The 24,887-nt window shown below is 64.7% G+C and carries 20 protein-coding genes; 8 read left to right on the top strand and 12 right to left on the bottom strand.

Annotated elements, in window-relative coordinates; all coding sequences use genetic code 11:
* Positions 1-40: 40 nt before the first annotated feature.
* The 3 genes from P6U31_RS24640 to P6U31_RS24630 all read right to left on the bottom strand — a co-directional run bounded on the left by P6U31_RS24640 (position 41) and on the right by P6U31_RS24630 (position 4,443).
* Positions 41-1,669, bottom strand: a complete 1,629-nt coding sequence (locus P6U31_RS24640; protein ID WP_407184359.1) for an inorganic phosphate transporter — start codon at positions 1,667-1,669, stop codon at positions 41-43.
* A gap of 96 nt (positions 1,670-1,765) precedes the next feature.
* Positions 1,766-3,208, bottom strand: a complete 1,443-nt coding sequence (locus tag P6U31_RS24635) for a UdgX family uracil-DNA binding protein (protein WP_407184358.1) — start codon at positions 3,206-3,208, stop codon at positions 1,766-1,768.
* Entirely contained in the window at positions 3,208-4,443 is a 1,236-nt protein-coding gene (locus P6U31_RS24630; RefSeq protein ID WP_407184357.1) for a putative DNA modification/repair radical SAM protein, read from the bottom strand. The genes P6U31_RS24635 and P6U31_RS24630 overlap by 1 nt, the downstream gene beginning before the upstream one ends.
* Positions 4,444-4,606: 163 nt before the next feature.
* Here P6U31_RS24630 and P6U31_RS24625 point away from each other — a divergent pair, with 163 nt between their 5' ends.
* The 3 genes from P6U31_RS24625 to P6U31_RS24615 are packed head-to-tail and all read left to right on the top strand — an operon-like array spanning position 4,607 to position 10,351.
* Positions 4,607-5,413: an ImuA family protein gene (locus P6U31_RS24625; RefSeq protein ID WP_407184356.1), complete on the top strand. Its 807-nt coding sequence runs from the start codon at positions 4,607-4,609 to the stop codon at positions 5,411-5,413.
* Positions 5,310-6,905: a Y-family DNA polymerase gene (locus tag P6U31_RS24620; protein ID WP_407184355.1), complete on the top strand. Its 1,596-nt coding sequence runs from the start codon at positions 5,310-5,312 to the stop codon at positions 6,903-6,905. Before P6U31_RS24625 ends, P6U31_RS24620 begins: the two co-directional genes overlap by 104 nt.
* Positions 6,902-10,351 carry an error-prone DNA polymerase gene (locus P6U31_RS24615; protein WP_407184354.1) on the top strand — a complete coding sequence of 1,150 codons (3,450 nt, stop codon included), beginning with the start codon at positions 6,902-6,904 and terminating at the stop codon, positions 10,349-10,351. Before P6U31_RS24620 ends, P6U31_RS24615 begins: the two co-directional genes overlap by 4 nt.
* A gap of 181 nt (positions 10,352-10,532) precedes the next feature.
* On the opposite strand, the gene P6U31_RS24610 is transcribed toward P6U31_RS24615, so the two are convergent.
* Both P6U31_RS24610 and P6U31_RS24605 read right to left on the bottom strand, forming a co-directional pair.
* Positions 10,533-11,303 (bottom strand): SDR family NAD(P)-dependent oxidoreductase, encoded by a 771-nt coding sequence (locus P6U31_RS24610; protein ID WP_407184353.1) that lies wholly within the window; start codon positions 11,301-11,303, stop codon positions 10,533-10,535.
* A 167-nt stretch (positions 11,304-11,470) separates the two neighbouring features.
* Positions 11,471-11,758: a hypothetical protein gene (locus tag P6U31_RS24605; protein WP_407184352.1), complete on the bottom strand. Its 288-nt coding sequence runs from the start codon at positions 11,756-11,758 to the stop codon at positions 11,471-11,473.
* A 68-nt stretch (positions 11,759-11,826) separates the two neighbouring features.
* Here P6U31_RS24605 and P6U31_RS24600 point away from each other — a divergent pair, with 68 nt between their 5' ends.
* The 3 genes from P6U31_RS24600 (at position 11,827) to P6U31_RS24590 (ending at position 17,773) form a co-directional block, all read left to right on the top strand.
* Complete coding sequence (locus P6U31_RS24600) at positions 11,827-13,227, top strand: CoA transferase (RefSeq protein ID WP_407184351.1); 1,401 nt, start codon at positions 11,827-11,829, stop codon at positions 13,225-13,227.
* Positions 13,228-13,372: 145 nt separating this feature from the next.
* The gene (locus P6U31_RS24595; protein WP_407184350.1) at positions 13,373-14,617 is read left to right on the top strand and encodes an efflux RND transporter periplasmic adaptor subunit; all 1,245 of its coding nucleotides are present in this window, start codon (positions 13,373-13,375) and stop codon (positions 14,615-14,617) included.
* 39 nt (positions 14,618-14,656) lie between these two features.
* Positions 14,657-17,773 (top strand): efflux RND transporter permease subunit, encoded by a 3,117-nt coding sequence (locus tag P6U31_RS24590; RefSeq protein WP_407184349.1) that lies wholly within the window; start codon positions 14,657-14,659, stop codon positions 17,771-17,773.
* A gap of 3 nt (positions 17,774-17,776) precedes the next feature.
* Here P6U31_RS24590 and P6U31_RS24585 read toward each other — a convergent pair whose 3' ends face one another.
* The 7 genes from P6U31_RS24585 to P6U31_RS24555 all read right to left on the bottom strand — a co-directional run bounded on the left by P6U31_RS24585 (position 17,777) and on the right by P6U31_RS24555 (position 23,356).
* Positions 17,777-18,739 carry an amidohydrolase family protein gene (locus P6U31_RS24585; RefSeq protein ID WP_407184348.1) on the bottom strand — a complete coding sequence of 321 codons (963 nt, stop codon included), beginning with the start codon at positions 18,737-18,739 and terminating at the stop codon, positions 17,777-17,779.
* A gap of 51 nt (positions 18,740-18,790) precedes the next feature.
* The gene (locus P6U31_RS24580) at positions 18,791-19,348 is read right to left on the bottom strand and encodes a hypothetical protein (protein ID WP_407184347.1); all 558 of its coding nucleotides are present in this window, start codon (positions 19,346-19,348) and stop codon (positions 18,791-18,793) included.
* Positions 19,349-19,421: 73 nt separating this feature from the next.
* Positions 19,422-19,772: an addiction module antidote protein gene (locus P6U31_RS24575; protein WP_407184346.1), complete on the bottom strand. Its 351-nt coding sequence runs from the start codon at positions 19,770-19,772 to the stop codon at positions 19,422-19,424.
* Between the two features lie 25 nt (positions 19,773-19,797).
* Positions 19,798-20,061, bottom strand: a complete 264-nt coding sequence (locus P6U31_RS24570) for a type II toxin-antitoxin system RelE/ParE family toxin (RefSeq protein WP_407184345.1) — start codon at positions 20,059-20,061, stop codon at positions 19,798-19,800.
* A 98-nt stretch (positions 20,062-20,159) separates the two neighbouring features.
* Positions 20,160-21,590 carry a TolC family outer membrane protein gene (locus P6U31_RS24565; RefSeq protein ID WP_407184344.1) on the bottom strand — a complete coding sequence of 477 codons (1,431 nt, stop codon included), beginning with the start codon at positions 21,588-21,590 and terminating at the stop codon, positions 20,160-20,162.
* 186 nt (positions 21,591-21,776) lie between these two features.
* Positions 21,777-22,556, bottom strand: coding sequence for an enoyl-CoA hydratase (locus tag P6U31_RS24560; protein WP_407184343.1), 780 nt, complete (start codon positions 22,554-22,556; stop codon positions 21,777-21,779).
* A 149-nt stretch (positions 22,557-22,705) separates the two neighbouring features.
* On the bottom strand, positions 22,706-23,356 hold the full coding sequence (locus P6U31_RS24555; protein ID WP_407184342.1) for a hypothetical protein: 651 nt from the start codon (positions 23,354-23,356) through the stop codon (positions 22,706-22,708).
* Between the two features lie 289 nt (positions 23,357-23,645).
* On the opposite strand from P6U31_RS24555, the gene P6U31_RS24550 reads away from it, so the two are divergent.
* A complete protein-coding gene (locus P6U31_RS24550) occupies positions 23,646-24,194 on the top strand; it encodes a sigma-70 family RNA polymerase sigma factor (RefSeq protein ID WP_407184341.1) in 549 nt (182 codons plus the stop codon).
* Entirely contained in the window at positions 24,194-24,832 is a 639-nt protein-coding gene (locus tag P6U31_RS24545; RefSeq protein ID WP_407184340.1) for an NrsF family protein, read from the top strand. Before P6U31_RS24550 ends, P6U31_RS24545 begins: the two co-directional genes overlap by 1 nt.
* Positions 24,833-24,887: the final 55 nt, after the last annotated feature.

Raw genomic sequence — 24,887 nt, 5'->3', positions numbered from 1 at the left:
CCTCTCCCCGTAAGAACGGGGAGAGGGAGAGGAGAGAGCTTTAGAAGATCCGCGAGAAGATCACGTAGAGCGTGGCCGACAGCATGATCGCGCAGGGCAGCGTCAGCACCCAGGCCATCAGCAGGTTGCGGATGGTGGACCATTGCAGGCCGGAACCGTTGGCGGCCATGGTGCCGGCGACGCCGGACGATAGCACGTGCGTGGTGGAGACCGGCAGGCCGAACATGTCGGCGGCGCCGATCGTGGCGGCGGCGACGAGCTCGGCGGAGGCGCCTTGCGCGTAGGTGAGATGGCTCTTGCCGATCTTCTCGCCGACCGTGATCACGATGCGCTTCCAGCCGATCATGGTGCCGAGTCCGAGCGCGATGGCGACCGCGATCTTCACCCAGTTCGGGATGAACTTGGTGGCGGCGTCGAGCGAGCCCTTGTAGGCGTTCAGGGTCGCGATCTCCTCCTTGCTGAGATCGTTCTCCTTGTCCTTCATCAGGAAGCGGATCGCTTCCGAGGTCAGGTACATGTCGTTGCGGGTGTTGCCGACGGCTTCCGCCGGCACCTTGTTCAGCGAGCCGTATTTGGCGACCTGGTCGCCGACGTCCTTCACGAGCACGGCGAGCGAGGGATAAGTGCCCTCGTTGAGGTGATGCAGCGCGATGTACTGCGTCACCGCCGGACGGGGATCGCCGATGATGCTGTGGCCGGCGCCCTTCGCCGAGATTACCTTTGCGGCGGCGTCAGAGGTCTTCTGGAACTGGGCGACCTGGGAGTCCGGCAGCGCGCGGTTGAGCGCGTAGGCGGTCGGCACGGTGCCGATCAGGATCAGCATGATCAGGCCCATGCCCTTTTGGCCGTCGTTCGAGCCGTGCGCGAAGCTGACGCCGGTGCAGGTTGCGATCAAGAGGCCGCGGATCCAGAGCGGCGGGGCCTTGTTGCCTTCGGGCGCAGCGTAGAGTGCGGGGTTGCGCACGATGAACTTGAGGAGCAGTAGCAGCACGGCGGCGCAGATGAATCCGACCAGTGGCGAGAGCAGCAGCGCATAGCCGATCTCGGTCGCCTTGCTCCAGTCCACGCCCGAGGTGCCGTCGCGGCCGCGCATGACGGCGTTGGCGACGCCGACGCCGATGATCGAGCCGATCAGCGTGTGCGAGGACGAGGCGGGCAGGCCGAAGAACCAGGTGCCGAGATTCCACAGGATCGCGGCGATCAAGAGCGCGAACACCATGGCGAAACCGGCGCTGGAGCCGACCTGGAGGATCAGCTCGACAGGCAACAGCGAGACGATGCCGAAGGCGACCGCGCCGGAGGACAAGAGCACGCCGAGGAAGTTGAAGAAGCCTGACCACATCACGGCAACTTCAGCCGGCAGCGAATGGGTGTAGATCACGGTTGCCACCGCATTGGCGGTGTCGTGGAAGCCGTTGACGAACTCGAAGCCGAGCGCGATCAGCAGCGCGACGAACAGCAGGATGTAGGGCAGGTAGGTCGTCACGCGCGTGCCGGTCGCGTTGACGTCGACATAGATGCTGTAGGCGACGAACAACAGGCCCGCAGCGAGGATGCCGAAGAACAGGATCATCGTCAGCGGATTGAAGCCCTTGTCGAGATTTGGCCGCGAGGCCGGCTGGACAGGCGCGGGATCGGCTACCGCGCGGTCGAATGCAACATCGGTCATGTGGACGCCCCTTAACTTTCAGGTAAGGGTATTGTCCGCGATGGATTTGAAGACTGGATGACAAGCGCCGGTTGAAAAGTGTTTTCCTGCCAGTATTTAGGCGGCGCGCGCGGCTTTCCTCTGCAGGCCAGCGGCGATCTTCAGGTCTTCGACAAAGCGCTGATATTCCAGCACCTTGGCTTCCGGATCGGGCAGCCGCAGCAGATAGGACGGATGCACCGTCACCAGCGCCTTGCGGCCGTCGGGAAGGTCGATGAGGCGGCCGCGGTTTTTGCCGATGGGTGTGATCTTGCCGAACACGCTCTGCGCGGCGGTGGCGCCCATCGCCACGATGAGCTCAGGCTGGATTGCCGAAACTTCCCGCTCATACCATTGCCGGCAGGCCCGGATCTCAGGCGTGTTCGGCTTCTGGTGCAGTCGGATCTTCCCGCGCGGTACGAATTTGAAGTGCTTCACGGCGTTGGTGACATAGACCTTCTTGCGGTCGACGCCGGCTTCCTCCAGCGCACGGTCCAGCATCTGGCCGGCCGGGCCGACGAAGGGATGGCCGGCGAGGTCTTCCTTGTCGCCGGGCTGCTCGCCTACCAGCATGATGTTGGCGTTCTTCGGACCTTCACCGAACACGGTCTGGGTTGCGTCCTTGTAAAGATGGCAGGCGCGGCAATGCGCAGCCTCCTCGCGGAGCGTTTCGAGATCGTCGGCAGCGGTCTTGCGTTTCATCGGGGCCTCCGGCCGCTTCTGAGGCTTGTGCGGATCGGTTGCGGCATTGGCGATCATGGCGCCGGTCATGCGTTCGGCGTCCTCGATCAAGGGCTTAATGATTGAAGCCTCGGGCAGGTTCCTCCAATATTTCTTCGGCATCTCGGCCTGCATCGCCTTCACCTTGAGGCGGGCGGGATTGAAGATGCTGGCGTAGTAGCGCCGCCAGGTCTCCTCGAGCCGGTCTTCGCTCGGCGCCTCGCGCTTGCTGACACCGGGCGTGAACGAGAGCGCATGGCCATCCCAATGCGCGCACAGATCGGGCGTCAGGATCGACCAGGGCATGTCGGCAAAGCGTTTTGCGAAGAACGGCGCGGCGAGCTCCACGATGTGATGCTCGGGCTCGAACCAGGCGACGTAATGCGCCTGACGTTCCCTGCCGATCTCGCGAAAGCGCACGAAGGCATGCATCTTGTGCTCGTCGCGATAGACCGCTTTGGCCATGGCGGTGACCTGCGCGACGTCAGGGTCGGTGGCGACCTCGATGAGATCGTGATTGTCCTTCAGCCGGAACAGCAGCCGATACAGGATGGCAAAGCGCTGGGGATCGCGGTGCAGGATCGCGCCCTGGGCGAGCTCGACGAATTTGCCTGATACGGTGAAGGTGCCCTCGTTCGCCTCGAGCATCGGAGATGGCGCTTGTGGCGCAAACAAGTCCGTTTCGCCGCCTTTCACGGTCCAGATGACATCACTGGGCGGCACGTGGTGAAGCACGAGGCTCCGCGCTGCTTTGCGCCAGCCGTCGAAATCGGTTTCGGTGTCGAGGGTGATGTACTGCATCAGAAGCCAAATCCCAATTGCGTTGCTTTCGGCTTGAACCGTTCGACCAGCCGCGCCTCATCGAGGCGGTGTGGCGGCGGCCGGTGATCGCTGAGGACGATGAACGGCAGTGCCTTGTTGCGGGGCACGTGCAGTCGTGCGAGATCGGCGAGGCGGATCGTGGTGGTGCGCCGTGTCGCGATGATGCGTTCGACCGTCCTGGTGCCGAAGCCCGGCACGCGCAGCAGCTCCTCACGGCTGGCGCGGTTGACGTCGAGCGGGAAGCGGTCACGGTGGCGCAGCGCCCATGCCAGCTTTGGATCGATCTCGAGCGGCAGCATCGCGCTGTCGTCGACGATCTCGCCGACGTCGAAGCCGTAGAACCGCATCAGCCAGTCGGCCTGGTAGAGCCGGTGCTCGCGCAGCAGCGGCGGCTGCACCAGAGGCAAAGCGCGGCTGGCATCGGGGATTGGGCTGAAGGCGGAATAGTAGACGCGCCGCAGCCGGTAGGCGCCGTAGAGATTGGCGCTGGTGTAGAGAATGGTGTGGTCGGAGGCGCTATCTGCGCCAACAATCATCTGCGTGCTCTGTCCGGCCGGTGCAAAGCGCTGTGGCTTGGCCTTCGTTTTCGTTGCGCGGTTCTCCTCGGCCTCGTCGAGCTTCAGCCGCAGCCGGCCCATGGTGCGGCGGATCGCGCGCACGTCTTTCTCCGGCGCGAATTGCTGCAGGCTCGTCTCCTGCGGCATCTCGATGTTGATGGAGAGACGGTCGGCATATTTGCCGGCCTCTGCGATCAGCGCGTCATCGGCTTCGGGAATGGTCTTCAAGTGGATATAGCCGCGGAAGTGATGTTCCTCGCGCAGTTTTCGCGCGACGCTGATCACCTGCTCCATGGTGTAGTCGGGACTGCGGATGATGCCGGAGGATAGGAACAAGCCCTCGATGTAATTGCGCCGGTAGAAATCGAGCGTCAGCTTGACCAATTCGTCGATGGTGAAGCGGGCGCGCGGCACGTTCGAGGAAGCGCGGTTGACGCAATAGAGGCAATCGTAATTGCAGGCGTTGGTCAGCAGCACCTTAAGCAGGGAGATGCAGCGTCCGTCCGGCGCGTAGGAATGGCAGATGCCCATCCCGGGAGCGGTCGAGCCCATGCCCTTGCCATCGCTGGAATCCCGCTTCTCGGTGCCGCTGGAAGCGCAGGACGCATCGTACTTGGCGGCATCGGCCAGAATTTCCAGCTTGCGTTGCACGTCCATATTTGAATCCCTTTGATTCAGCTCATGAATCCGACAGCGCGCCAATTCGATTGACTCTTCTGGCGCCGTTAGCTTTATATTAGAACATACCATGAACAAATGAGCCAGCCGCTGGTTCTCTTTTTGAGAGCCATCGGCAATCACCTCTGAAGGAGCGGCGAGCATGAGCGGCGCACGTATGAGCGCGCTTGCGACCTTGCGCGGTCAGATCGAGCGCATCGAGACGGCGGAGATCGTGCATCAGCACGATCGCGTCGCGCTCGGCCATGGCCAGGCCGATACCGTGCTGAAGGGCGGGCTCGCGCGCGCGGCGGTCCACGAGGTGTTTTGCGAGGGACGCCAGAGCGCGGCCGCAACGGGTTTTGTCATGGGGCTTGCGGGGCGCGTGACGGTACGCAAGCCGCTGCTGTGGGTACGGCAGGATTTTTCGGAAGTTGAAGCCGGTGCGCTGTCGATGAGCGGGCTATCCGAGCTCGGCCTCGATCCGCGCCGCGTGGTGATGGTCCGCGCCGCCGATGTCGAGAGCGCGTTGCGAACTTCGGCCGATGCGCTGGCCTGCGATGCGCTCGGCGCCGTCGTGCTCGAACTCTGGGGTGATGTCAGGCAGTTCGATCTCGTGGCGAGCCGCAAGCTGACGCTGGCTGCGCAATCGTCCGGCGTCACCGGCCTGATGCTGCGCATGGCGGCGCAGCCGTTGCCGTCGACCGCGGAGACGCGATGGATGCTGCGCGCGGCGCATTCGCCGCCGGGCACGGCTTCAATGCCTGCGGCGCCTTGGAGTGCCTGGGGCGCGCCGCGCTTCGATGCCGAGCTCTTGCGCAATCGTCATGGCCAATGCGGCCGCTGGATCATGGAATGGAATTGTGATGAGTGCCAGTTCAGTGAACCGTCGGCGTATCCTCAGCCTGTGGCTGCCGCGCCTGCCCATCGACCGGATCCAGCGGTTTCTTGGCAACGCCGGGCTGGGTAAGACCAATCATGAGCCCAGCATTGTCGTCATCAAGGAGAACAATGCGCTGGTGATCCATGCGCTGGACGAGGCCGCCGAACGTCTCGGCCTGTATATCGGCCAGCCCCTGGCCAATGCCCGGGCGATGTGTCCGGACCTGAAGGTGTTCGACGCCGATGTGGTGGCCGATGCGAAGACGCTCAGCGATATCGCCGATTGGTGCGACCGTTTCACGCCGCTGGTTGCGCTCGATCCGCCGCACGGGCTGTTCCTCGACATCACCGGTTGCGCGCATCTGTTCGGCGGCGAGGCGGCACTGTTGGGTGCGCTGGTCCGGACGCTCGCCCGTCAAGGCTTTGCCGTCGGTGCGGCAATTGCCGGCACGTCGGTCTGCGCGCGCACGCTGACGCGGCAGGCCGCGGGCACCATCGTCGCCGATGGTGAAGAGGCGGCGGCGATCGAACGGTTTCCGGTGTCCGCGCTCGGCGCTGGCGAGGCGATCACCACGGGCTTGCGCCGCGCCGGCCTGAAGACCATTGGCGATGTCGCTTCCCGCAGCTCCCATGAGATCACGGCGCGGTTCGGCGCCCGATTCTCCACGCTGCTCGCCCATGCGCTGGGGCAAGGCGATGCGCCGATCAGTCCGCGAAAACCGCCGCCCGATTACATCGTCGAGAAGCGCTTCGCCGAGCCGATCGCAACCGACACCATGATTGCGATGACGCTGTCGCGGCTCGCCGACACGTTGATCGCCTCCATGGAGAAACAGGGCAAGGGCGCGCGCCGGCTGGAAGCCGCCTTCTTCCGCACCGACGGCGTGGTGCGCACGATCATGGTCGAGACCGGACGTCCCGTGACGCGAAGCGCGGTGATCGACCGGCTGTTTCGCGAGCGTCTCGATGCGCTCGCCGATCCGCTCGATCCCGGCTTCGGCTTCGACATGGTGCGCCTGTCGGCGAGCCGCACCGAGATCGTAGTGCAGGAGCAGCGCGATCTCGACGCCCATGTCCACGACAATGACGAGCTCGCCGCCTTGATCGACCGCATCGCCGCGCGCATCGGCGGACAACGCGTCGTCGTGCACCTGCCTGAGGATACCCATATCCCCGAGCAGGCGGTGTTGGCCGCGCCGGCGCAGCATCATCTCGCTGCCGCCATGCAGGCCGAATGGCCCGCACGCGTCGAGAGCGAGCCGCCGCTGCGCCCCTTAAGGCTGTTCGACAAGCCGGAGCCGATCAAGGTGCCGTTCGCGGCCGTGCCGGATGGTCCGCCCCATCAATTCACCTGGCGCCGCGCGCTGCATGCCGTGGTGCGGGTGGAGGGGCCCGAGCGCATCGCGATGGAATGGTGGCGGCAGGACGGCAAGCAGCTGACGCGGGATTATTTCCGCGTCGAGGATGCCGAGGGCCTGCGCTTCTGGATCTTTCGCGACGGTCTTTACGAGGGGGAAGTGTTCGATGGCGATGGCAAGCCCGCGTCTCCCGGCTGGTACGTGCACGGTCTTTTCGCATGAACACCCCCGCCTATGCCGAGATCGGCATCACCACCAACTTCTCCTTCCTGCGCGGCGGCTCGGATCCGCGTGCCTATGTGCATCAAGCGAGCGCCTTGGGAATTCCAGTGATCGGCATCGCCGATCACAACACGCTCGCCGGCGTGGTACGGGCCTACAAGGAGCTCGACAATGACAAGGTGCTGCACAAGCCGAAGCTGCTGATCGGCGCGCGCATCGTCTTCATCGACGGCACACCCGACATTTTTGTCTATCCGCGCGACCGCGCCGCCTATGGCCGGCTCTGCCAGCTCCTCACCCGGGGCAAGCGGGGCGACGACATCACGCGGATCGAGAAGGGCGAGTGCCGTCTCAGCTTCGCCGATCTTCTCGAATTCTCGGAAGGCCAGCTTCTGGTGCTGACGCTGCCGCATCGCTTCGATCCCGCACAGGCGCTGGATGTGCTCGCAAAGCTGAAGGCGAGCCGCGCCGAGGGCGTGTGGCTGGCGGCGAGCCTGATCTATCGCGGCGACGACCGGCGTCGCCTCTCGCGGCTCGACGATCTCGCCGCAAGAGCAAAGGTGCCGCTGCTCGCGACCAACGAGGTGCTCTATCACGATCCCGGCCGTCGTCCTCTCCAGGACGTGCTGACCTGTATCCGGGAAAAGACCACGATCGAGGCTGTGGGGCGGAAGCTGGAAGCCAATGCCGAGCGCTTTTTGAAGTCGCCACGTGAGATGGCGCGGCTGTTCCGCGATTTCCCTGATGCGATCGCGGAGACCATGCGCTTTGCGGACGGAATCGAATTCTCGCTCGACCAGCTCAAATATCAATATCCGGACGAGCCGGTGCCGCCGGGCAAGACCGCGCAGGGGCATCTGGAGGATCTGACCTGGGCGGGCGTCGACAAATATTTCGGCGGCAAGATCGACGACAGGCTGCGGGCGACGCTGAACAAGGAGCTCGCGCTGATCGCCGAACTGAAATACGCGCATTATTTCCTCACGGTGCATGACATCGTGCACTATGCGCGCAGCCAGAACATTCTGTGCCAGGGGCGGGGATCGGCGGCGAATTCGGCCGTGTGCTACGTGCTCGGCATCACCTCGGTGGATCCGACCAAGGTGGACCTCTTGTTCGAACGCTTCATTTCCAAGGAGCGGCTGGAGCCGCCCGATATCGACGTCGATTTCGAGCATTCGCGCCGCGAGGAGGTGATGCAATATGTCTATCGCCGCTACGGCCGTCACCGCGCCGCGATCATCGCCACCGTCATTCATTATCGCCCGCGCAGCGCCATCCGCGACGTCGGCAAGGCGCTGGGGCTGACCGAGGACGTCACCGCCGCGCTCGCCGATACCGTCTGGGGCAGCTGGGGCAAGGGTCTCAACGACATGCAGGTCAGGCAGGCCGGGCTCGATCCCGATAATCCCATGATCAACCTCGCGGTCGAGCTTGCGACCGAGCTGATCGAATTCCCGCGCCATCTCTCCCAGCATGTCGGCGGCTATGTGCTGACGCAGGACCGGCTCGACACTTATGTGCCGATCGGCAACGCCGCGATGGACGACCGCACCTTCATCGAATGGGACAAGGACGACGTCGACGCACTCAGCATGATGAAGGTCGACGTACTCGCGCTGGGCATGCTGACCTGCATCCGCAAGTGCTTCGATCTGATCGCGGATCACAAGGGCAAGCGCTGGGTGCTGGCGAGCGTCCCGCAGGACGATCCCAAGGTCTACGACATGCTGTGCCGCGGGGAATCGCTCGGTGTGTTCCAGGTCGAGAGCCGCGCGCAGATGAACATGCTGCCACGGCTGAAGCCGCGAACCTTCTACGATCTCGTCATCGAAGTCGCGATCGTACGGCCCGGACCGATCCAGGGCGACATGGTTCATCCTTACTTAAGGCGGCGGAACGGCCAGGAGAAAGTGACCTATCCGTCCCCTGCGCCAGAGCATGGTCCCGCGGACGAGCTCTACAAGGTGCTGCACAAGACCAAGGGCGTGCCTCTGTTCCAGGAACAGGCGATGCGCATCGCGATCGAGGCGGCCAAATTCACCTCCGAGGAGGCCAATGGCCTGCGCCGTTCGATGGCGACCTTCCGCAATGTCGGCACCATCGGCCAATACGAGGAGAAGCTGATCGGCAACATGGTGGCGCGCGGCTACGATGCCAATTTTGCCAGAAGCTGCTTTGACCAGATCAAGGGGTTCGGCTCCTACGGTTTTCCGGAGAGCCATGCCGCGAGCTTCGCGCAGCTCGTCTATATCTCGTCATGGCTGAAATATCATCATCCCGACGCCTTCTGCTGCGGCCTGCTGAACTCGCAGCCGATGGGCTTTTATGCGCCGGCGCAGATCGTCGGCGACGCCCGCAAGAACGGCGTCGAGGTTCGTGACATCGACGTGTCCTACAGCTTTGCGCAGAACACGCTTGAGGAAGGGAGCGGCAGGTATTGCGCCGTGCGCCTCGGTTTTCGCCAGATCGACGGCTTTCATTGGCTGGATGAAGACGAGGAGAGGCTGAAACGTTCTCAAACGTCATTCCGGGACTTGCCTGAAGAACTTTCCATGATTGGGCCGGTCTTGCCGCAGGCTCCGTTCACCTCTCCCTATGGGAGAGGTGTAGCACCGCCGATGCCTCAGCAAGACTGGGCCGACCGCATTATCGCTGCGCGCAGCCGCCGGCCTTTCACCTCGCTCGAAGACTTTGCCCGCGACACCGGCCTGCCCAAGCGCGCGCTGATCCTGCTGGCGGATGCCGATGCGTTCCGCTCGCTCGGGCTCGACCGCCGCGAGGCGCTATGGCAGGTGCGGCGGCTGCCCGACGATTTGCCGCTGCCGCTGTTCGAGGCGGCCACCGCGCGCGAGCAGCCGGACGAAGGCGCAAAACCGCTGCCGGTGATGCCGCGCGCCGAGCAGGTGGTCGCGGACTACCAGACCATCCGGCTATCGCTGAAGGGCCACCCGATGGAATTCTTGCGCGAGATGTTTTTGCGCGAGCGCGTCGTTGCCTGCAAGGATGTCAGCCATGAGAACGAGCGGCGCCGCGTCCGCTGTGCCGGCGTGGTGCTGGTCCGACAGCGGCCGGGCAGCGCCAGCGGCGTCGTGTTCATGACGCTGGAGGACGAAACCGGCATCGCCAATGTCGTGGTCTGGCCCAAGATCATGGAGCAGTACCGCAAGGAGGTGATGGGCGCGCGTCTCATCTTGGTCGAAGGCTACATCCAGAGCAGCCCCGAGAAGGTGACGCATCTCATCGCCCAGCGCATGATCGACCGCTCGCACGATCTGGTCGGCCTTGCCACCGACGCGCTGAGCCGCAAGTATCCGGTGCCCGCAGGCGCCGCGGTGATCGAGCCGCTGAACGAAGACCCTCGCGCGCTCGCGGACATGCCGGCACAGAAAGTCCGCCACCCCCGCAACGTCCGCATCCTGCCGCCGTCGCGGGATTTTCATTGAGTGTCGCGACGCGGGCTGCGCACCACGCCGTCATTGCGAATTTGTCGAGCGATCGCGCGCCACACGCTCAGTCGTCATGCCCGGGCTTGACCCGGGCATCCACGTCTTTCTGATTGCGCGGTGGCGCATGGATGGCCGGGTCAAGTCCGGCCATAACGGCGGGGGAGTTTGAACGAACCTCCTAAAAATTCACCCGGTTCGAGATCGCGCCGTCCACGACGAGATTGGATCCCGTGGTGAACCCAGACACCGGGCTTGCCAGGAACACTGCGGCGCTCGCGATCTCCTGCGGCGTTGCCATGCGTCCGGTCGGATTGCGCTTCATCGCGTCGTTGTAACGCTCGGGCATGTTCTTCTCGATCATCTCCCAGACGCCGCCCTTGAAATAGACGGTGCCGGGCGACACGACGTTCACGCGGATCTTCTTCTTGGCGTATTGCCGCGCCAGTCCCTTGGCCATGTGGATCAGCGCCGCCTTGATCGGGCCGTAGGAGCTGGCCGTGTCGGCTTGCGCCGCCGAGATCGACGAGATGATCACGAAAGCGGCGTCGCCGCTGCTGGCGCCGCTGGCCTCGAGGAACGGTCGTGCGGCATCGAACGCATGCACGGCGCCGAGCACGTCGAGCCGGAAATTCTGTTCCCAGGACGCGGGATCGCCGCCTTGCGCCATCGCGCCGGCATTGGAGAACAGCAGGTCGATGCCGCCGAGCTCCTTTGCTGAGCTCTCGATCCAGGCCTTCAACGCCGCGCCGTCGGTGACGTCGACGGCGCCGCCGGCAGCCTTGATACCGCTCGCCTTCAGCTCGGCGACGGTGGCTGCGACCCGCTCGGCATTGCGTGCACACACCGCGACATTGGCGCCTTCACCGGCGAGCGTTGCCGCAATCGCCCGCCCGATGCCGCGCGTGCCGCCGAGGACGAGGGCGTTCTTGCCTTTCAGACCGAGATCCATTGTTGGGCTCCTTTTTGTTGATGCCGCGAGTGTAGCTGTTTCAGAAGGCCCACAGAAGCCTCTACATCGTCATTGCCGGCGCAGCGAAGCCATCCCGAGTCTCTCAACGGAAACAGTCCGGATTGTTTGGCTGCGCTCGCAATGACGAGGAGAGGCATGTGCGTCCCTCACTCCGGCGCAGCCCCTATCGGCGGGCCGCCGGGCGGGCGGTGCAGGAAGGTGAGCGAGGCATAGGCGCCGACCCAGGAGCCGATCGCGGCGAAGGCGACATAGAAAGCGTTTTCGGTGTAGCTGATCACCGCGTAGGATGAGAGCAGGTACCAGATCGCGCTCCAGGTGGCGGCCGGCACGCGCTTGCGTGCGACCACGGCCGAGGTGAACATCACATAGACCGCGTCGGTGGCCGCCGTTGCGACGAACACGGCGCCCGCGGTAAGGGGATCGATGGCGGCCATTGCAATCCTTTCTGCGATCGTGACATGGTCGCGAAAAGTACAGCAAACGACGAGGGAGAGAAGCGGCCATGCAAGGCCCCGCCGACATTCTCGAGGAGATCTGGACCTCCGCTGGCGGCGATCGGGCCGCGCTCGAACGCGTGCGGCTGACCGGCGAGGAGCCGCAGCTTCCGTCCTCATTTCGTGTTGCTGTCGCCGGCCAGGCCGCGATCGCAGCCGCAGGCCTCGCCGCGGCCGAGATCTGGCGGCTGCGCAGCGGGCAGACGCAGGATGTCTCCGTCGACATGCGCCACGCCGTCGCCGAATGCCGTTCCGAACGCTATCTGCGTCTCGACGACAAGCCGCCGCCTCCGGCCTGGGACGCAATTGCCGGTGTCTACAAGGCCGGCGATGATCGCTTCGTCCGCTGCCACACCAATTTTCTGCATCACCGCGATGCCGTCTGCAAAGTGCTTGCTTGCGAGCCGGAGCGGGACAAGGTGCAGGCAAGACTGATGCAATGGACCGGCGAGGATTTCGAGACAGCGGCCTACGCGGCCGGCGGCGTCGTTGCCCTGATGCGCTCTCACGACGAATGGTCCGCGCTGCCGCAGGCACGTGCGCTCGCGCAATTGCCGCTGCTCTCGATCGAGAAGATCGGCGAAGCCGCGCCGCGGCCGTGGCCTGAAGGCGATCGTCCGCTCGAAGGTCTTCGCGTGCTCGATCTCTCCCGGGTCATCGCAGGTCCCGTTGCCGGCCGCACGCTCGCGGTGCACGGTGCCGACGTGCTGCTGGTGTCCGGGCCCGAGCTGCCCGCCATTCCCTGGCTCACCATCGATACCGGCCGTGGCAAGCTCGCCACCTTCATCGAGCTGAAGAGCGAGACGGGCAGGGCGCAGTTGCGCGAGTTGCTCACTGGCGCCGACATCTTCTCGCAGGGCTATCGCCCGCGCGCGCTCGCCGCGCTCGGCTTTTCTCCGGAGGATGCAGCGGAGATCAGTCCCGGCATCGTCTATGTCACGTTGTCGGCCTATGGCCACACCGGCCCGTGGGCCGAGCGGCGCGGCTTCGATTCTCTGGTGCAGACCGCGACCGGATTCAACCATGCTGAAGGTCAGGCCGCCGGCCTCGACGGTCCCAAGGAATTGCCGGCGCAGATCCTCGACCACGCCACCGGCTATCTGATGGCGTTCGGCGCGATGATGGCCAGAGCACGCCAGGCGTGCGAAGGCGGCAGCTGGCACGTGCGCGTCTCGCTGGCGCAGACCGGACGCTGGCTGTGGAATCTCGGCCGGCTCGACGGCGGACTGAAGACCCCGGATCTTACCGGGGAAGCTGTACATGCTGCGTTCATCGAGCGCATGCCATCTGGCTTTGGCACGTTAAAGGCAGTGCAGCATTCGGCACGGCTGTCGAAGACGCCGGCGCAATGGAGCCGTCCGGCGATGCCGCTCGGCAGTCATCCGGCACAGTGGCCGCCTCGAAGCTGACGCGGAGCTGACGCGTCGCAAAATTTTAACTCAAACGGAAAGGCGCGGAGCGTTTTTTAGGTTGTTTGAACTCTCAATTCGGCACTATTAGCGCGACCGATGAGGCTATCGTTTGCCGACATCGTCGCAGACAAGACCGGGCCCTATGGTAGTTGAAAATACCAAGCGATTGCAGGTGCTTACAAAACAGCGGGTGATCGCATCCGTAGTTTTACTAGCTCTTGCCGGCGGCGGGGCCTACGGCTTTCTCCGTGCGGGCGCCAAGGAGAAGAGCCACTCTGAGATCTCCAGCCAGTCGCGCAGGAATGCGCAGAACTTCACGCCGACGGCGTCCGAATGGGCGACGCTGACGATCGAGCCGGTCAAGACCAGAGCCTTCCGCGCCGAATACGTCACCGAAGGCAAGGTCGCCGTCGACGAGGACCGTTCGACGCCGGTGTTCTCGCCCTATGCCGGCCGCGTCACCAAGCTGCTGGCCAAGCCGGGTGAGACGCTGAAGCAGGGGCAACCGCTGTTCACAATCGAGGCCGCCGATACGGTGCAGGCCCAGAACGATTTCATCGCGGCGATGACCTCGCTGAACAAGGCGAAGTCGGCGCTCGAGCTCTCCGACATCCAGTTCAAGCGCGCCAAGGACCTCTACGAGGGCCATGCCATTCCGCTGAAGGACTATCAGCAGGCGGAGGCGACCCAGGTTCAGGCGCGCAACGACATGCGTTCCTCGGAGACTGCGCTGGAAGCCGCGCGTAACAAGCTGCGCATCCTCGGCTTCACCGACGAGACCATCAAGGCGTTCCAGGACAAGGGCGTGATCAATCGGGAAGTCACGATCTATTCGCCGATCTCCGGCACGGTCGTGCAGCGCAAGATCGGCCCGGGCCAGTACGTCAATTCCGGCGCCAGCGATCCGGTCTTCGTGGTCGGCGATCTCTCCACGGTCTGGCTCACCGCCTTCGTGCGCGAGAGCGATGCGGCGGCGATCTGCATCGGGCAGGACATCACGGTCAACGTGATGGCGCTGCCGGGCCGTCCGCTCACCGCGAAGATCAACTACGTCGCCGCCGCGATCGACCCCAACACCCGCCGTCTGCTGGTCCGCGCCACCATCGACAACAAGGACGGCCTGCTCAAGCCCGAAATGTTCGCCAACGTCACGATCTATTCGGCCGGCGACCGCGCCGCGCCGGCCGTGCCGAAGCAGGCCTTGATCTATGAAGCGGACAAGGTCCGCATCTGGGTCGCGCGCGAGGACAAGTCGGTCGAGCTGCGTCAGATCACGATCGGCCTCGTCAACGGCAACCTCGTCGAGGTCACCAGCAATCTGACACCCGGCGAGCAGGTCGTCACCAAAGGCAGCCTGTTCATCGACCGCGCGGCGTCCGGCAGCTGATCGACGACCCAAGAAAACTCGAGACAAACTGAAGCTTGAATGGATCGTCTCGTCGCCCTTGCCGTCAACCGGCGCTTCCTCATGGTCGGGATGTTCGTCGCCGTGCTGATCGGCGGCCTGATCGCGTTCAACCAGCTCAATATCGAGGCCTATCCCGATCCGACCCCGCCGATGGTCGACATCGTGACGCAAAGTCCGGGTCTGTCGGCCGAAGAGATCGAGCGCTACATCACGATCCCGATCGAGACCCAGGTTGCGGGTCTGAAGAACATCACGACCATCCGCACCATCTCTCTCTACGGTCTCTCCGACGTCAAAATTCAGTTCTCCTTCGCCTATACCTATGACGAGGCGTTGCAGCAGGTGTTGAATCGCCTGGCGCAGCTCGCGCCGCTGCCCGGCAACGTCCAGCCGCAGATATCGCCACTCAGCCCGATCGGCGAGATCTTCCGCTACCGTCTGGTGGGTCCGCCGAATTACAGCGTGCTCGACCTCAAGACCATCCAGGACTGGATCCTGCAGCGCCGCTTCCGCGCCGTGCCGGGGGTCATCGACGTCACCGGGTGGGGTGGCAAGAGCAAGACCTATGAGCTCCAGGTCGACTTCAACAAGCTGGTCGCCAACGGTCTGACGCTGCCGCAATTGCTCCAGGCGGTCGGCAATTCCAACGTCAATGTCGGCGGCAACACCGTCAATATCGGCCAGCAATCGGCGGTCGTGCGCGGTGTCGGCCTGATCCGGTCGATCGACGATCTCGCCAATACCATGGTGGCGCAGACCGGCGGCAACCCGGTGCTGGTCAAGGACGTCGCCACCGTTACGGTCGGCCAGAAACCCCGTCTCGGCATTGCCGGCATCGACGATTCCGACGACATCGTGCAGGGCATCGTGCTGATGCGGCGCGGCGAGCAGAGCTCGCCGACCATCAAGCGGGTCCACCACCTGGTTCAGACCATCAACAATTCCAGCATCCTGCCGCCCGGCGTGCGCATCGAGCGCATTTACGACCGTGGCGACCTGATCGAGCTGACCACCCATACGGTGCTGCACAACATGGTGGTCGGCATTCTGCTGATCGTGCTGCTGCAGTGGATCTTCCTCGGCGATTTGCGCAGCGCGCTGATCGTCGGCGCCACCATTCCCTTCGCGCTGTTCTTCGCCGTCATCATCCTGGTGCTGCGCGGCGAATCGGCCAACCTTCTGTCGGTCGGTGCGATCGATTTCGGCCTGATCGTCGATGCCACCGTCATCATGGTGGAGGCGATCTTCCGCCGTCTGACGCAGACGACGCCGATGTCGGAATCCGAGCATATGTCGCCCGAGACGCTGTTCGGCATGAAGAGCCACGCCATCCTCAGCGCGGCTGCCGACGTCTCGCGTTCGATCTTCTTCGCCGCGGCGATCATCATCGCGGCCTTCTTGCCGCTGTTCACGCTATCGGGCGTCGAGGGCAACATCTTCGGGCCGATGGCCCGCACCTATGCCTATGCGCTCGCCGGCGGCCTGCTTGCGACGTTCACCGTCACGCCGGCACTGTCCGCGATCATCCTGCCCGCCCATGTCGAGGAAACCGAGACCAGGGTCATGCTGATCCTGCACCGGTTGTATTCGCCGCTGCTGCAATGGGCGGTCGGCCATCGCAACATCGTGCTCGGCGGTGCGGTCGGCCTCGTGCTGATGACGGTCGCGCTCGGCCGGTTGCTCGGCCTCGAATTCCTGCCGAAGCTGGAAGAGGGCAATCTCTGGATTCGCGCCACGCTGCCGCCGACGATCTCGCTGCAGGAGGGCAACTCCTACGTCAACGAGATGCGCAAGGTGATCCGCGCCCGGCCGGAGGTCGAGTCCGTCGTGTCGCAGCACGGTCGTCCCGACGACGGCACCGACGCTGCCGGCTTCTTCAACGCCGAGTTCTTTGCGCCGCTCAAGCCCGTGAGCCAGTGGCCCGGTACGCGCGACAAGGAAGAGCTGACCGCGCAACTGCTCAAGCAGCTCGACGATCGCTTTCCCGGCGTCGAGTTCAACTTCTCGCAATATCTCCAGGACAACGTTTCCGAAGCCGTCTCCGGCGTGAAGGGCGAGAACTCGATCAAGCTGTTCGGCAACGATCTGCAGGCGCTGACCGACACCGCGAATAAGATCAAATCGGTGCTGGCCACCGTGCAGGGCGTCACCGACCTTGCCGTCTTCACCTCGCTCGGCCAGCCGACCGTCCAGATCGACATCGACCGTGCCAAGGCCGCGCGTTACGGTCTCGCCCCGGGCGACATCAACGCCACCATCAAGGTTGCGATCGGCGGCGACACGGCGGGCGATCTCTACGAGCCGGGCAGCGATCGTCACTTCCCGATCATCGTCCGTCTCGCGCCGGAATATCGCAGGAGCGCGGAGGCAATCCAGAACTTGCGGATCGGCGCGCCCGGGCCGAACGGCACCGTCACGCAAATCCCGCTGAGCGAGGTTGCCAACATCAGCCTCGTCTCGGGCGCCGCTTACATCTATCGCGAGCAGCAGGAACGCTATTTGCCAATCAAGTTCTCGGTCCGCGAGCGCGATCTCGGCAGCGCGATACGCGAAGCGCAGGACAAGATCGCCGAGCAAGTTCAGCTGCCGCCCGGCTCGCACATGGAATGGGTCGGCGAATTCGGCAATCTTCAGGACGCGATCCGGCGGCTGTCGATCGTGGTGCCGATCTCGCTGGCGCTGATCGGCGTGCTGCTCTGGTTCAATTTCGGCTCGATGGCCGACACGCTGCTTGCGATGAGCGTGATTCCGATGGCGATCTTTGGCGGCGTGCTGGGCCTGTTGATATCCGGCACGGCATTCAGCGTCTCCGCGGCGATCGGCTTCATCGCGCTGTTCGGCATCGCGGTGATGGACGGCATCATCATCCTGTCGCAGTTCAACCAGCTCATCGAAGAGGGCATGGACCGCATGAGCGCGGTGGTGCGCACCGGCGAGCTGCAGCTCCGGCCGGTGCTGATGACCTGCGTCGTCGCCGGCGTCGGCCTTCTGCCGGCGGCGCTGTCGGAGGGGATCGGCTCGCAGGTGCAGAAACCGCTCGCGGTCGTCGTCGTCACCGGCATGATGCTGGCGCCGGTCGTGATCCTCGTGACCCTGCCGGTCCTGATCTCGTTCTTCTCGCGCCGCGCGCGCTGACCGTCAGAACCCGTAGAGCCGTGCCGGATTGTCGACCAGGATCTTCTTGCGTATATCGGCATCCGGCGCCCAGACCGGAAGCTGGTTGAGCAGGCGGCCGTCGTCGATCTGATAGAGGGGGGCGATGTCGGTTGGCTTGCGGCCCTCGACGCGGCTGGAATCCGGATGCGGCCAGTCGGTGCCCCAGACGATGCGGTCCGCATTTGCCGCGATCAGCGCACGCGCATAGGGCACCATGTCCTGATAATCGGGCGCGAGCTTGGACGAGCGATAGGCGCCGGAGATCTTCACATAGGCCTTGCCGGATTTGACGAGCGCGACCAGGTCGGCAAATCCCGGCTGCTCCAGCCCGAGCGAAGCTTCCAGCCCGCCGAAATGATCGAACACGACGGGCACGGGCGCCGTCTCGACGAGGTCCTTGATCGCCGAAATCATGGCGAGCGTGGTGTAGAGCTGCACGTGCCAGCCGCGCGCCTTCATGCGCTCGACGGCGGCGGTGAAGCGCGGCCGGCCGACATTGGGGTCGTTGACGCCCCCGGTGGCAAGATTGAGACGGATGCCGCGGAAGCCGTCCTGCTGCATCGTGTCGAGCTGCGCCTCGGTGGTCTTGTCGTCGATCACCGCCACCCCGCGCGCGGTCGCGCCGCGCGCCTTCATGCCGAACAGAGTGGAGGAGTTGTCGGTACCGTAGACGCTCGGCGTGACGATCACCACGCGCTCGATATGCAGCGCCTTGTGCAGCGCGGCCATTTCTTCGGGGCTCGCCGGCTCCGGCGTGTAGACACGTCCGGCGAAGAACGGAAACTTCTCGACGTCGCCGTGGATATGGGTGTGGCAGTCGCAGGCATGTGCGGGAACGTCGAAATTGACCGGCGTCGAGGGTTGCGCCGCGCGGGCGTGGGCTTTGCTGGTCATGGCTACTCCGGCGGCAAGGGAGGCAAGCAGGACGCTGCGTCGATTGAGCATGGTTTCTCCCCGATGTTGTTATTTGGTCGTGGTGCCGGGGACCGTATCACATCAGCGCGGTAATCGCTCCACGTCGCTGCATAGCTGCTCGACGAGGTCCGCAAGCGGGCGTGAGCCGTCAACGCGAATGATCGGGCAGGGCAGGCCCGCGAGCCAGGCCTCGTGCTTGGCGAGACTGCGGCCTTCCCGATTCCCGGCTTCATAATGCGAGGCCCAGTCGATAAATGACTCGGTCTCGTCGTGACGCCAGCCGCCCGGCGCGACGGCACCAGCGCCGAAATGGGCGGCCTCGCGGGCGCGCAATCGCTCCAGGCGGACGTCGCGCGGCGTGGTCACGAAGACGACGAGGTCGAAGAACGGAACAAGCTCCTCGCCCCAGCCGGCGACGGATCCGCTCAGCACCCAGTCGAGACGCGGCAGAAACATCTCGTGCATCAAGCGCAGACGCTCGGACACCGGGCGCGTCGTCCGGTAGGGCGGCACGGTCGGCAGCCAGAAATAATCGTCGCTGTCATGATGCGGCAAAGCAAGCCGGCCCGCGAGCGCCCGGCCGAGCGTCGTCACGCCGGAGCCCGAAGCGCCCGTCAGATGGATGCGTCGGCTGTTCATATCCTCTATCCCCGGGATTGCTCGAATCGGTCTGGTGGATGGTGACCGCGACCACGACGTCCAGGCGCGTTGCTCAGGCGGCGCGACGACGCTTCGACATTCGTCCGCTTGTCGCGGGTTGGGCTGATAACGTCAGGCCCAACGCTCCGACAATGCGCATGACCGTACCGAACTCGGGATTTCCGGACTCGCCGAGCGCCTTATATAGACTTTCCCGGTTCAAGCCCGCTTTCTTTGCGATTGCGCTCATGCCGCGCGCACGCGCGACGAGACCAAGCGCATCACGCACGAAATCGGCGTCGCCGGTTTCCAGCGCGGCTGCGATATAGGCGGCCTGACGCTCTTCAGTGTCGAGATAGTCGGCCGCGTCGAAACGCGTCGTTTTGGATGCCGTTCTTGCCGTCGTTTTTGCTGCCTTTGGCATCACAATGTCTCCGCCAGTTGCTGGGCTAGCTCAATGTCTTGCCGTTGTGTGCGCTTGTCACCGCCGCACACAGGATCACGATCTGCGCTCCGCGCTGTAAATAGTAAATGCGGTAGCCCGGGCCGTAGTCGATGCGCATTTCTCGGAGGTTGCGGCCGATGCTCTTGCTGTCGCCGGGATTACCCATTTCCATGCGGCGAATGCGGACGGTGATCCGGGCGACCGCATTGGGATCCTTGAGGCGGTTCAGCCACCCCGAAAAATGCTCGGTCTGCCTCACCTCGATCATGAAGCTAACTGTAGCCTATGGGCGACAGATCGTCAAGGAACAGGCATGGCGAGATGCGAGCGGAGCAGGGCGTTTGGAAGCGCTGCGCTTCGGGTCGCCTATTGCCCCGATGGCGTGCGCAGGCCGTGCCAGGCATCGCGGACCTGGTGGTAGTGCACCTCGGGCAGGTAGTCCGGTGTGTTCAGGTTCAGCGTCTTGACGTCGAGATGCCCGATGGCGCTGAGCAGCGTGTAGGAGGCGATGACGCGGTCGCGCTGCGCGCCAATCAGACGAGCCTTGGCCTGGATCAGATCCGCCTGCGAGTTCAGCACGTCCACCGTCGTGCGCTGCCCGCCGGCGGCCTCGCGCTGCACGCCCTGCAGCGCGACGGTCGCGGCCTTGACCTCGGATTCCGAGGCCGAGACCGCGATCTTGGCACCTTCATTGGCGACCCAGGCGCTGACCACCGCCGTGCGCGCCTGGTTCCGCACCTGGTCAAGGACCAGCCGGCTCTGTGCCGTGACCTCCTTGGCCTGCCGGGTCTGTGCGGCGGCCTGGCCGCCGTCATAGATCGGCGCGGTGACGTTGGCGACGATGGAGGCCTGGTCCTCGGCGAAAGTGCCGAGCGTCGGATCGTTGTTGCGGCTCTTGCTGGCGCTGCCCTGGATGGTGGCGCTCGGCAGCAGCGCGCCTTCGGCGATGCGGATGTTGGTGGAGGCGACGTCGACGTCGAAGCCTGCCGCCAACACCGCCGGGTGCTGGCGGATCGCCATCGTCATGGCGTCTTCGCGGCTCTTCGGCAGATAGCGATCGACGACCTCGGCGGGCCGAAGCTGCGAGGGTGAATTGCCGATCACTTGCGCATAAATCGCCTGGCTGACGGCAAGCGCGACTTCGGCAGCGTTGAGATCGGCAAGGCCGCGATTGAGGCGCGCCTCGGCTTGCGCGCTGTCCGTCGGCGTGACATCGCCGGCGTTGAGGCGGCGCTGGGTGACCGCGAGAGTTTCGCGCAGGAAGGCGACGTTGGAACGCTGCGCCTCGACCAGCGACTGGTTGGCGAGCACGTTGGTGTAGGCGGTGACCGCGTCAAGCAGCACGCCCTGGCCGACGTTGCGCAGCGCCTCGCGGCCCGACTGCACCTGGAGCTCGGCGGCCCGCACATTGTTGGCGGTGCGGAAGCCGTTGAACAGGTTCTGCGTCACCGTGACGCCGATGATCCATGGCTTCAGATCGGCGGTCTGGATGGTGTTGTTGGGCAAGAGGTTGCGCACCGATTGCAGGCCGGCACTGAGGCTCGCCACGAGTTGCGGTCGGTAGCCGGCGAGCGCCTGCGGCACGTTCTCGTCGGTCGCGCGCTGGCGTGCGCGCTCGGCATTGAGCTGTGGGTTGGTTTGGTAGGCCTTGGCCAACGCCTCCGGCAGGGCTTCAGCCCATGCAGCGGAGGGGAGGGCGCACGACAGCGCCAGCGTGCTCCATGTCGCAAGCACAGGAGCCACGCCCGATCGATGCCGCTTTACCGCGCGACCAGCTCTGGCGGTACGCCCCATCATGTAATCCTGTTAAACCCCGGCTGTCCGCCCCCGCCGACGATGGCCTCTTAACTGTTTAGCCAGCCGAGGTCCCGCAGGCAAACTGCCGCGGGGAAAACTCCCATGAAATCCGTGCTTGTTGCAGCTTCGTCACAGGATCTAACGGGAACGCGGCAGAGCCTTACATCAGCCTGACGTTCGTCGGCATCACCGGTTCTTGTTCACCGGCTTGCGCTTCTCGATGAATGCCGCCATGCCCTCGGAGCGGTCCTCCAGCGCGAAGGTCGCGTGGAACAGGTTGCGCTCGACGCTCATGCCCTCGGCAAGCGTGGTCTCGAAGGCGCGGTTCACCGCTTCCTTGGCCATCGCGGCCGCGGGCCGCGACATCGCGGCGATCTTCTCGGCCGCCGCCATCACTTCGTCCATCAGCTTGTCGGCGGGCACGATGCGGCTGACGAGGCCTGAGCGCTCGGCCTCTGCCGCATCCATCATGCGCCCGGTGAGGCACAGGTCCATCGCCTTCGATTTGCCGATGGCGCGCGTCAGGCGCTGGGTACCGCCGATGCCGGGAATGGTGCCGAGCGTGATCTCGGGCTGGCCGAACTTTGCGGTGTCGGCCGCGATGATGATGTCGCACATCATGGCGAGCTCGCAGCCGCCGCCGAGCGCATAGCCGGCAACCGCCGCAATCGTCGGCTTGCGGCAACGTGCGACGCGGTCGCCGCCGATCGCGGCAAAATCCTCGGAGAACATATCGATGAAGCCCTTCGGCTGCATCTCCTTGATGTCGGCGCCGGCGGCAAAAGCCTTCTCGCTGCCGGTCACGACGATGCAGCCGATGGCGTCATCGGCCTCGAGATCCTCGACCGCCGCGGCGATCTCGCGGAAGACGCCGAAGGAGAGCGCGTTGAGCATCTTCGGCCGGTTCAGCTTGATAATGCCGACCGCACCGCTGCTTTCGACGATGATGTGTTCGAACGTGCTCATGCTCCACCCACGCTTTTGATTGGGCGGGCAATGTGCCTGCTGGCGCGGATGCCTTCAAGGGGGCTGAAGGCCGCCGGAACACGCCGCGAAAGGCGCATTCCGGCGGAGGGCTTTCAAGCCAAGACTTCAGGCCGGGATCGAACCGGCACTCACGCCATGAACATGCGCGCGGCGGACGCCAGCGTCAGCAGCGTGCCGACGCCGATGAAGATCTTGCCGATCAGGGAGCTCTGGTCCCAGGCCGAGCTCTGCTGGCTGCTTGCCATGACCGGCGCCGGCCGGGGCTGCGCCTCGGTTGCGGCAATCACCGCCTTCTGTGCCGGTGAGCTATCCTGTTGCGCGGCGCGATCGATCTCGTTGAGCTGATCGGGTGCGACGACCTGGCTCTCGGCGTTCCCGGCACCGGTATTATCGGCCGCTGCCTGGACATTGCCGTTGGCGCGGTCGGTCATCGCGGAGGCTGCAGCCGCGGTCGGCGTATCGGTGGCGGCGAGCTGCGCATTGGCATTGGCAACTGCCGGCGGCATCTGGCTCGAGGCCGGGGCGTTGTTGTCGGCCACAGCCTCGTCGGCCTTTGCCGGAGCATCGGTCTTGTCGTCCGATTTCTGTGCCGTCTTGCTGCTGCCGGTGTGGCGTGACTCGTGGCGCCGATGCTTGCCCGGCTTGGCCGTGTCGGCCTGCTTGCCCGCGCTGTCCGATTTGCTCGTGGCTGAGGCTGGGGCCGCTTGAGCAAGGCCTCCGAACAGCAACAATAGCCCGGCCAGACCAATCAGGGCCGCGCGCCCGCTGGCTTTCATCATGTGATGATCTCCCCAATTCCGCCCGTCCCGGGCCGAACAGAGACCCCGGGGCGTGACGACAGCGGGGCAGAAAATGGGAATCTTCGGGCTACACCGGGCAAAAACGGGGCAAACCGGCCCTCTGCTGCCGGGCGCCGGGTGCGGGGCGCGCGGATCGGTGTTATGAGCCCTCGCAGTCGTTGCCGGCCGTACCGGTTGCGAGATCGGGCGATTATCACGAATTCGTGATCTTGTGCCGATCCGCGTAACAAATTGAACGAACGGCCGAATTGCATGGTGAGGGGCGCGCGTGCGCGGACGTGAGGACGAATGGACCGGCCTGATGCGGTCGGCCATGGCAGGCGATGATGCGGCGTATCATCGCCTGTTGAAGGCGGTCACGCCGGTGCTGCGCGCCGCGGCGAGGCGTGGCCTGGCGCGAGCCGGGCAACCTCCCGATCAGGCCGAGGATATCGTGCAGGAGATACTGTTGGCGGTGCACCTGAAGCGGCACACCTGGGACAGCGAGGCCCCCTTCGCTCCGTGGCTGTTCGCGATCGCCCGCAACAAGCTGATCGACGCGCTCAGGCGCCGCGGCAGGCGCGTCTTCGTCAACATTGACGATTTCGCCGAGACACTGCCGGGCGAGGCACCGCAGGAAACCGCCTCCACGGGCGAGGTCGCCGCGCAATTGGGCACGCTGCCGCAGCGCCAGCGCGACGTGCTGCAGTCGATCGCCGTCGAGAGCGCCTCGATCAAGGACACAGCGGCGAAGTTTTCGATGAGCGAAGGCGCGGTGCGGGTCGCATTGCATCGCGGGCTTGCGGCACTGACTGCCAAACTGCGGGACCACTCGTGATGGACACCGATCAACTGATCCGTTCGCTCGCAGCCGACAATGCCCACCGCGCGCCCCGCGTTGGCGCCGTGCTGACCATGTCGCTGCTGGTCGCCGCGCCCTTGTCGATCCTGATTTTCGCGACCTTCCTCGGCGTGCGGCCGGACGTGATGACGGCCATGCACAACCCGTTCTTCGACATGAAATTCGCTGTCACGCTGTCGCTTGCGATCCCCGCGATCATCGTCAGCCTGCATCTGTCGCGTCCCGAAGCCCTGATGCGCGGCTGGGGCTGGCTGCTGCTGCTGCCGGTCGGGCTGCTTGCGGTTGCGATCGGCAGCGAGGCGATGATGGCGCCGGCGATGCCGATGACGATGCGGCTGATGGGCAAGAATTCCAGGGTGTGCCTGCTCGCTATCCCTGCGATGTCGCTGCCGTTGCTCGCGGGCGCGCTGTTCGGGCTGCGCCATGGCGCGCCCTCGCGACCGGCGCTGGCCGGCGCGCTCGCCGGACTCGTGTCGGCCGGCCTTGCCGCCACGCTCTACGCATCGCATTGCACCGACGACTCGCCCCTGTTCGTTGCGACCTGGTACACGATCGCGACCGCGCTGGTGACGGCGATCGGTGCGGCGGTCGGATCGAGGGTCCTACGGTACTAGAGCATGATCCGGAAAAGTGCGCAGCGGTTTTCCGAAAAGATCATGCTCAAACAAC

The sequence above is a fragment of the Bradyrhizobium centrosematis genome, from assembly GCF_045571495.1.
Taxonomy (GTDB): Bacteria; Pseudomonadota; Alphaproteobacteria; order Rhizobiales; family Xanthobacteraceae; genus Bradyrhizobium; species Bradyrhizobium centrosematis.
The sequence above is the reverse complement of the archived record's forward strand: the minus strand, read 5'-3'. Positions and strand labels throughout refer to the sequence as shown.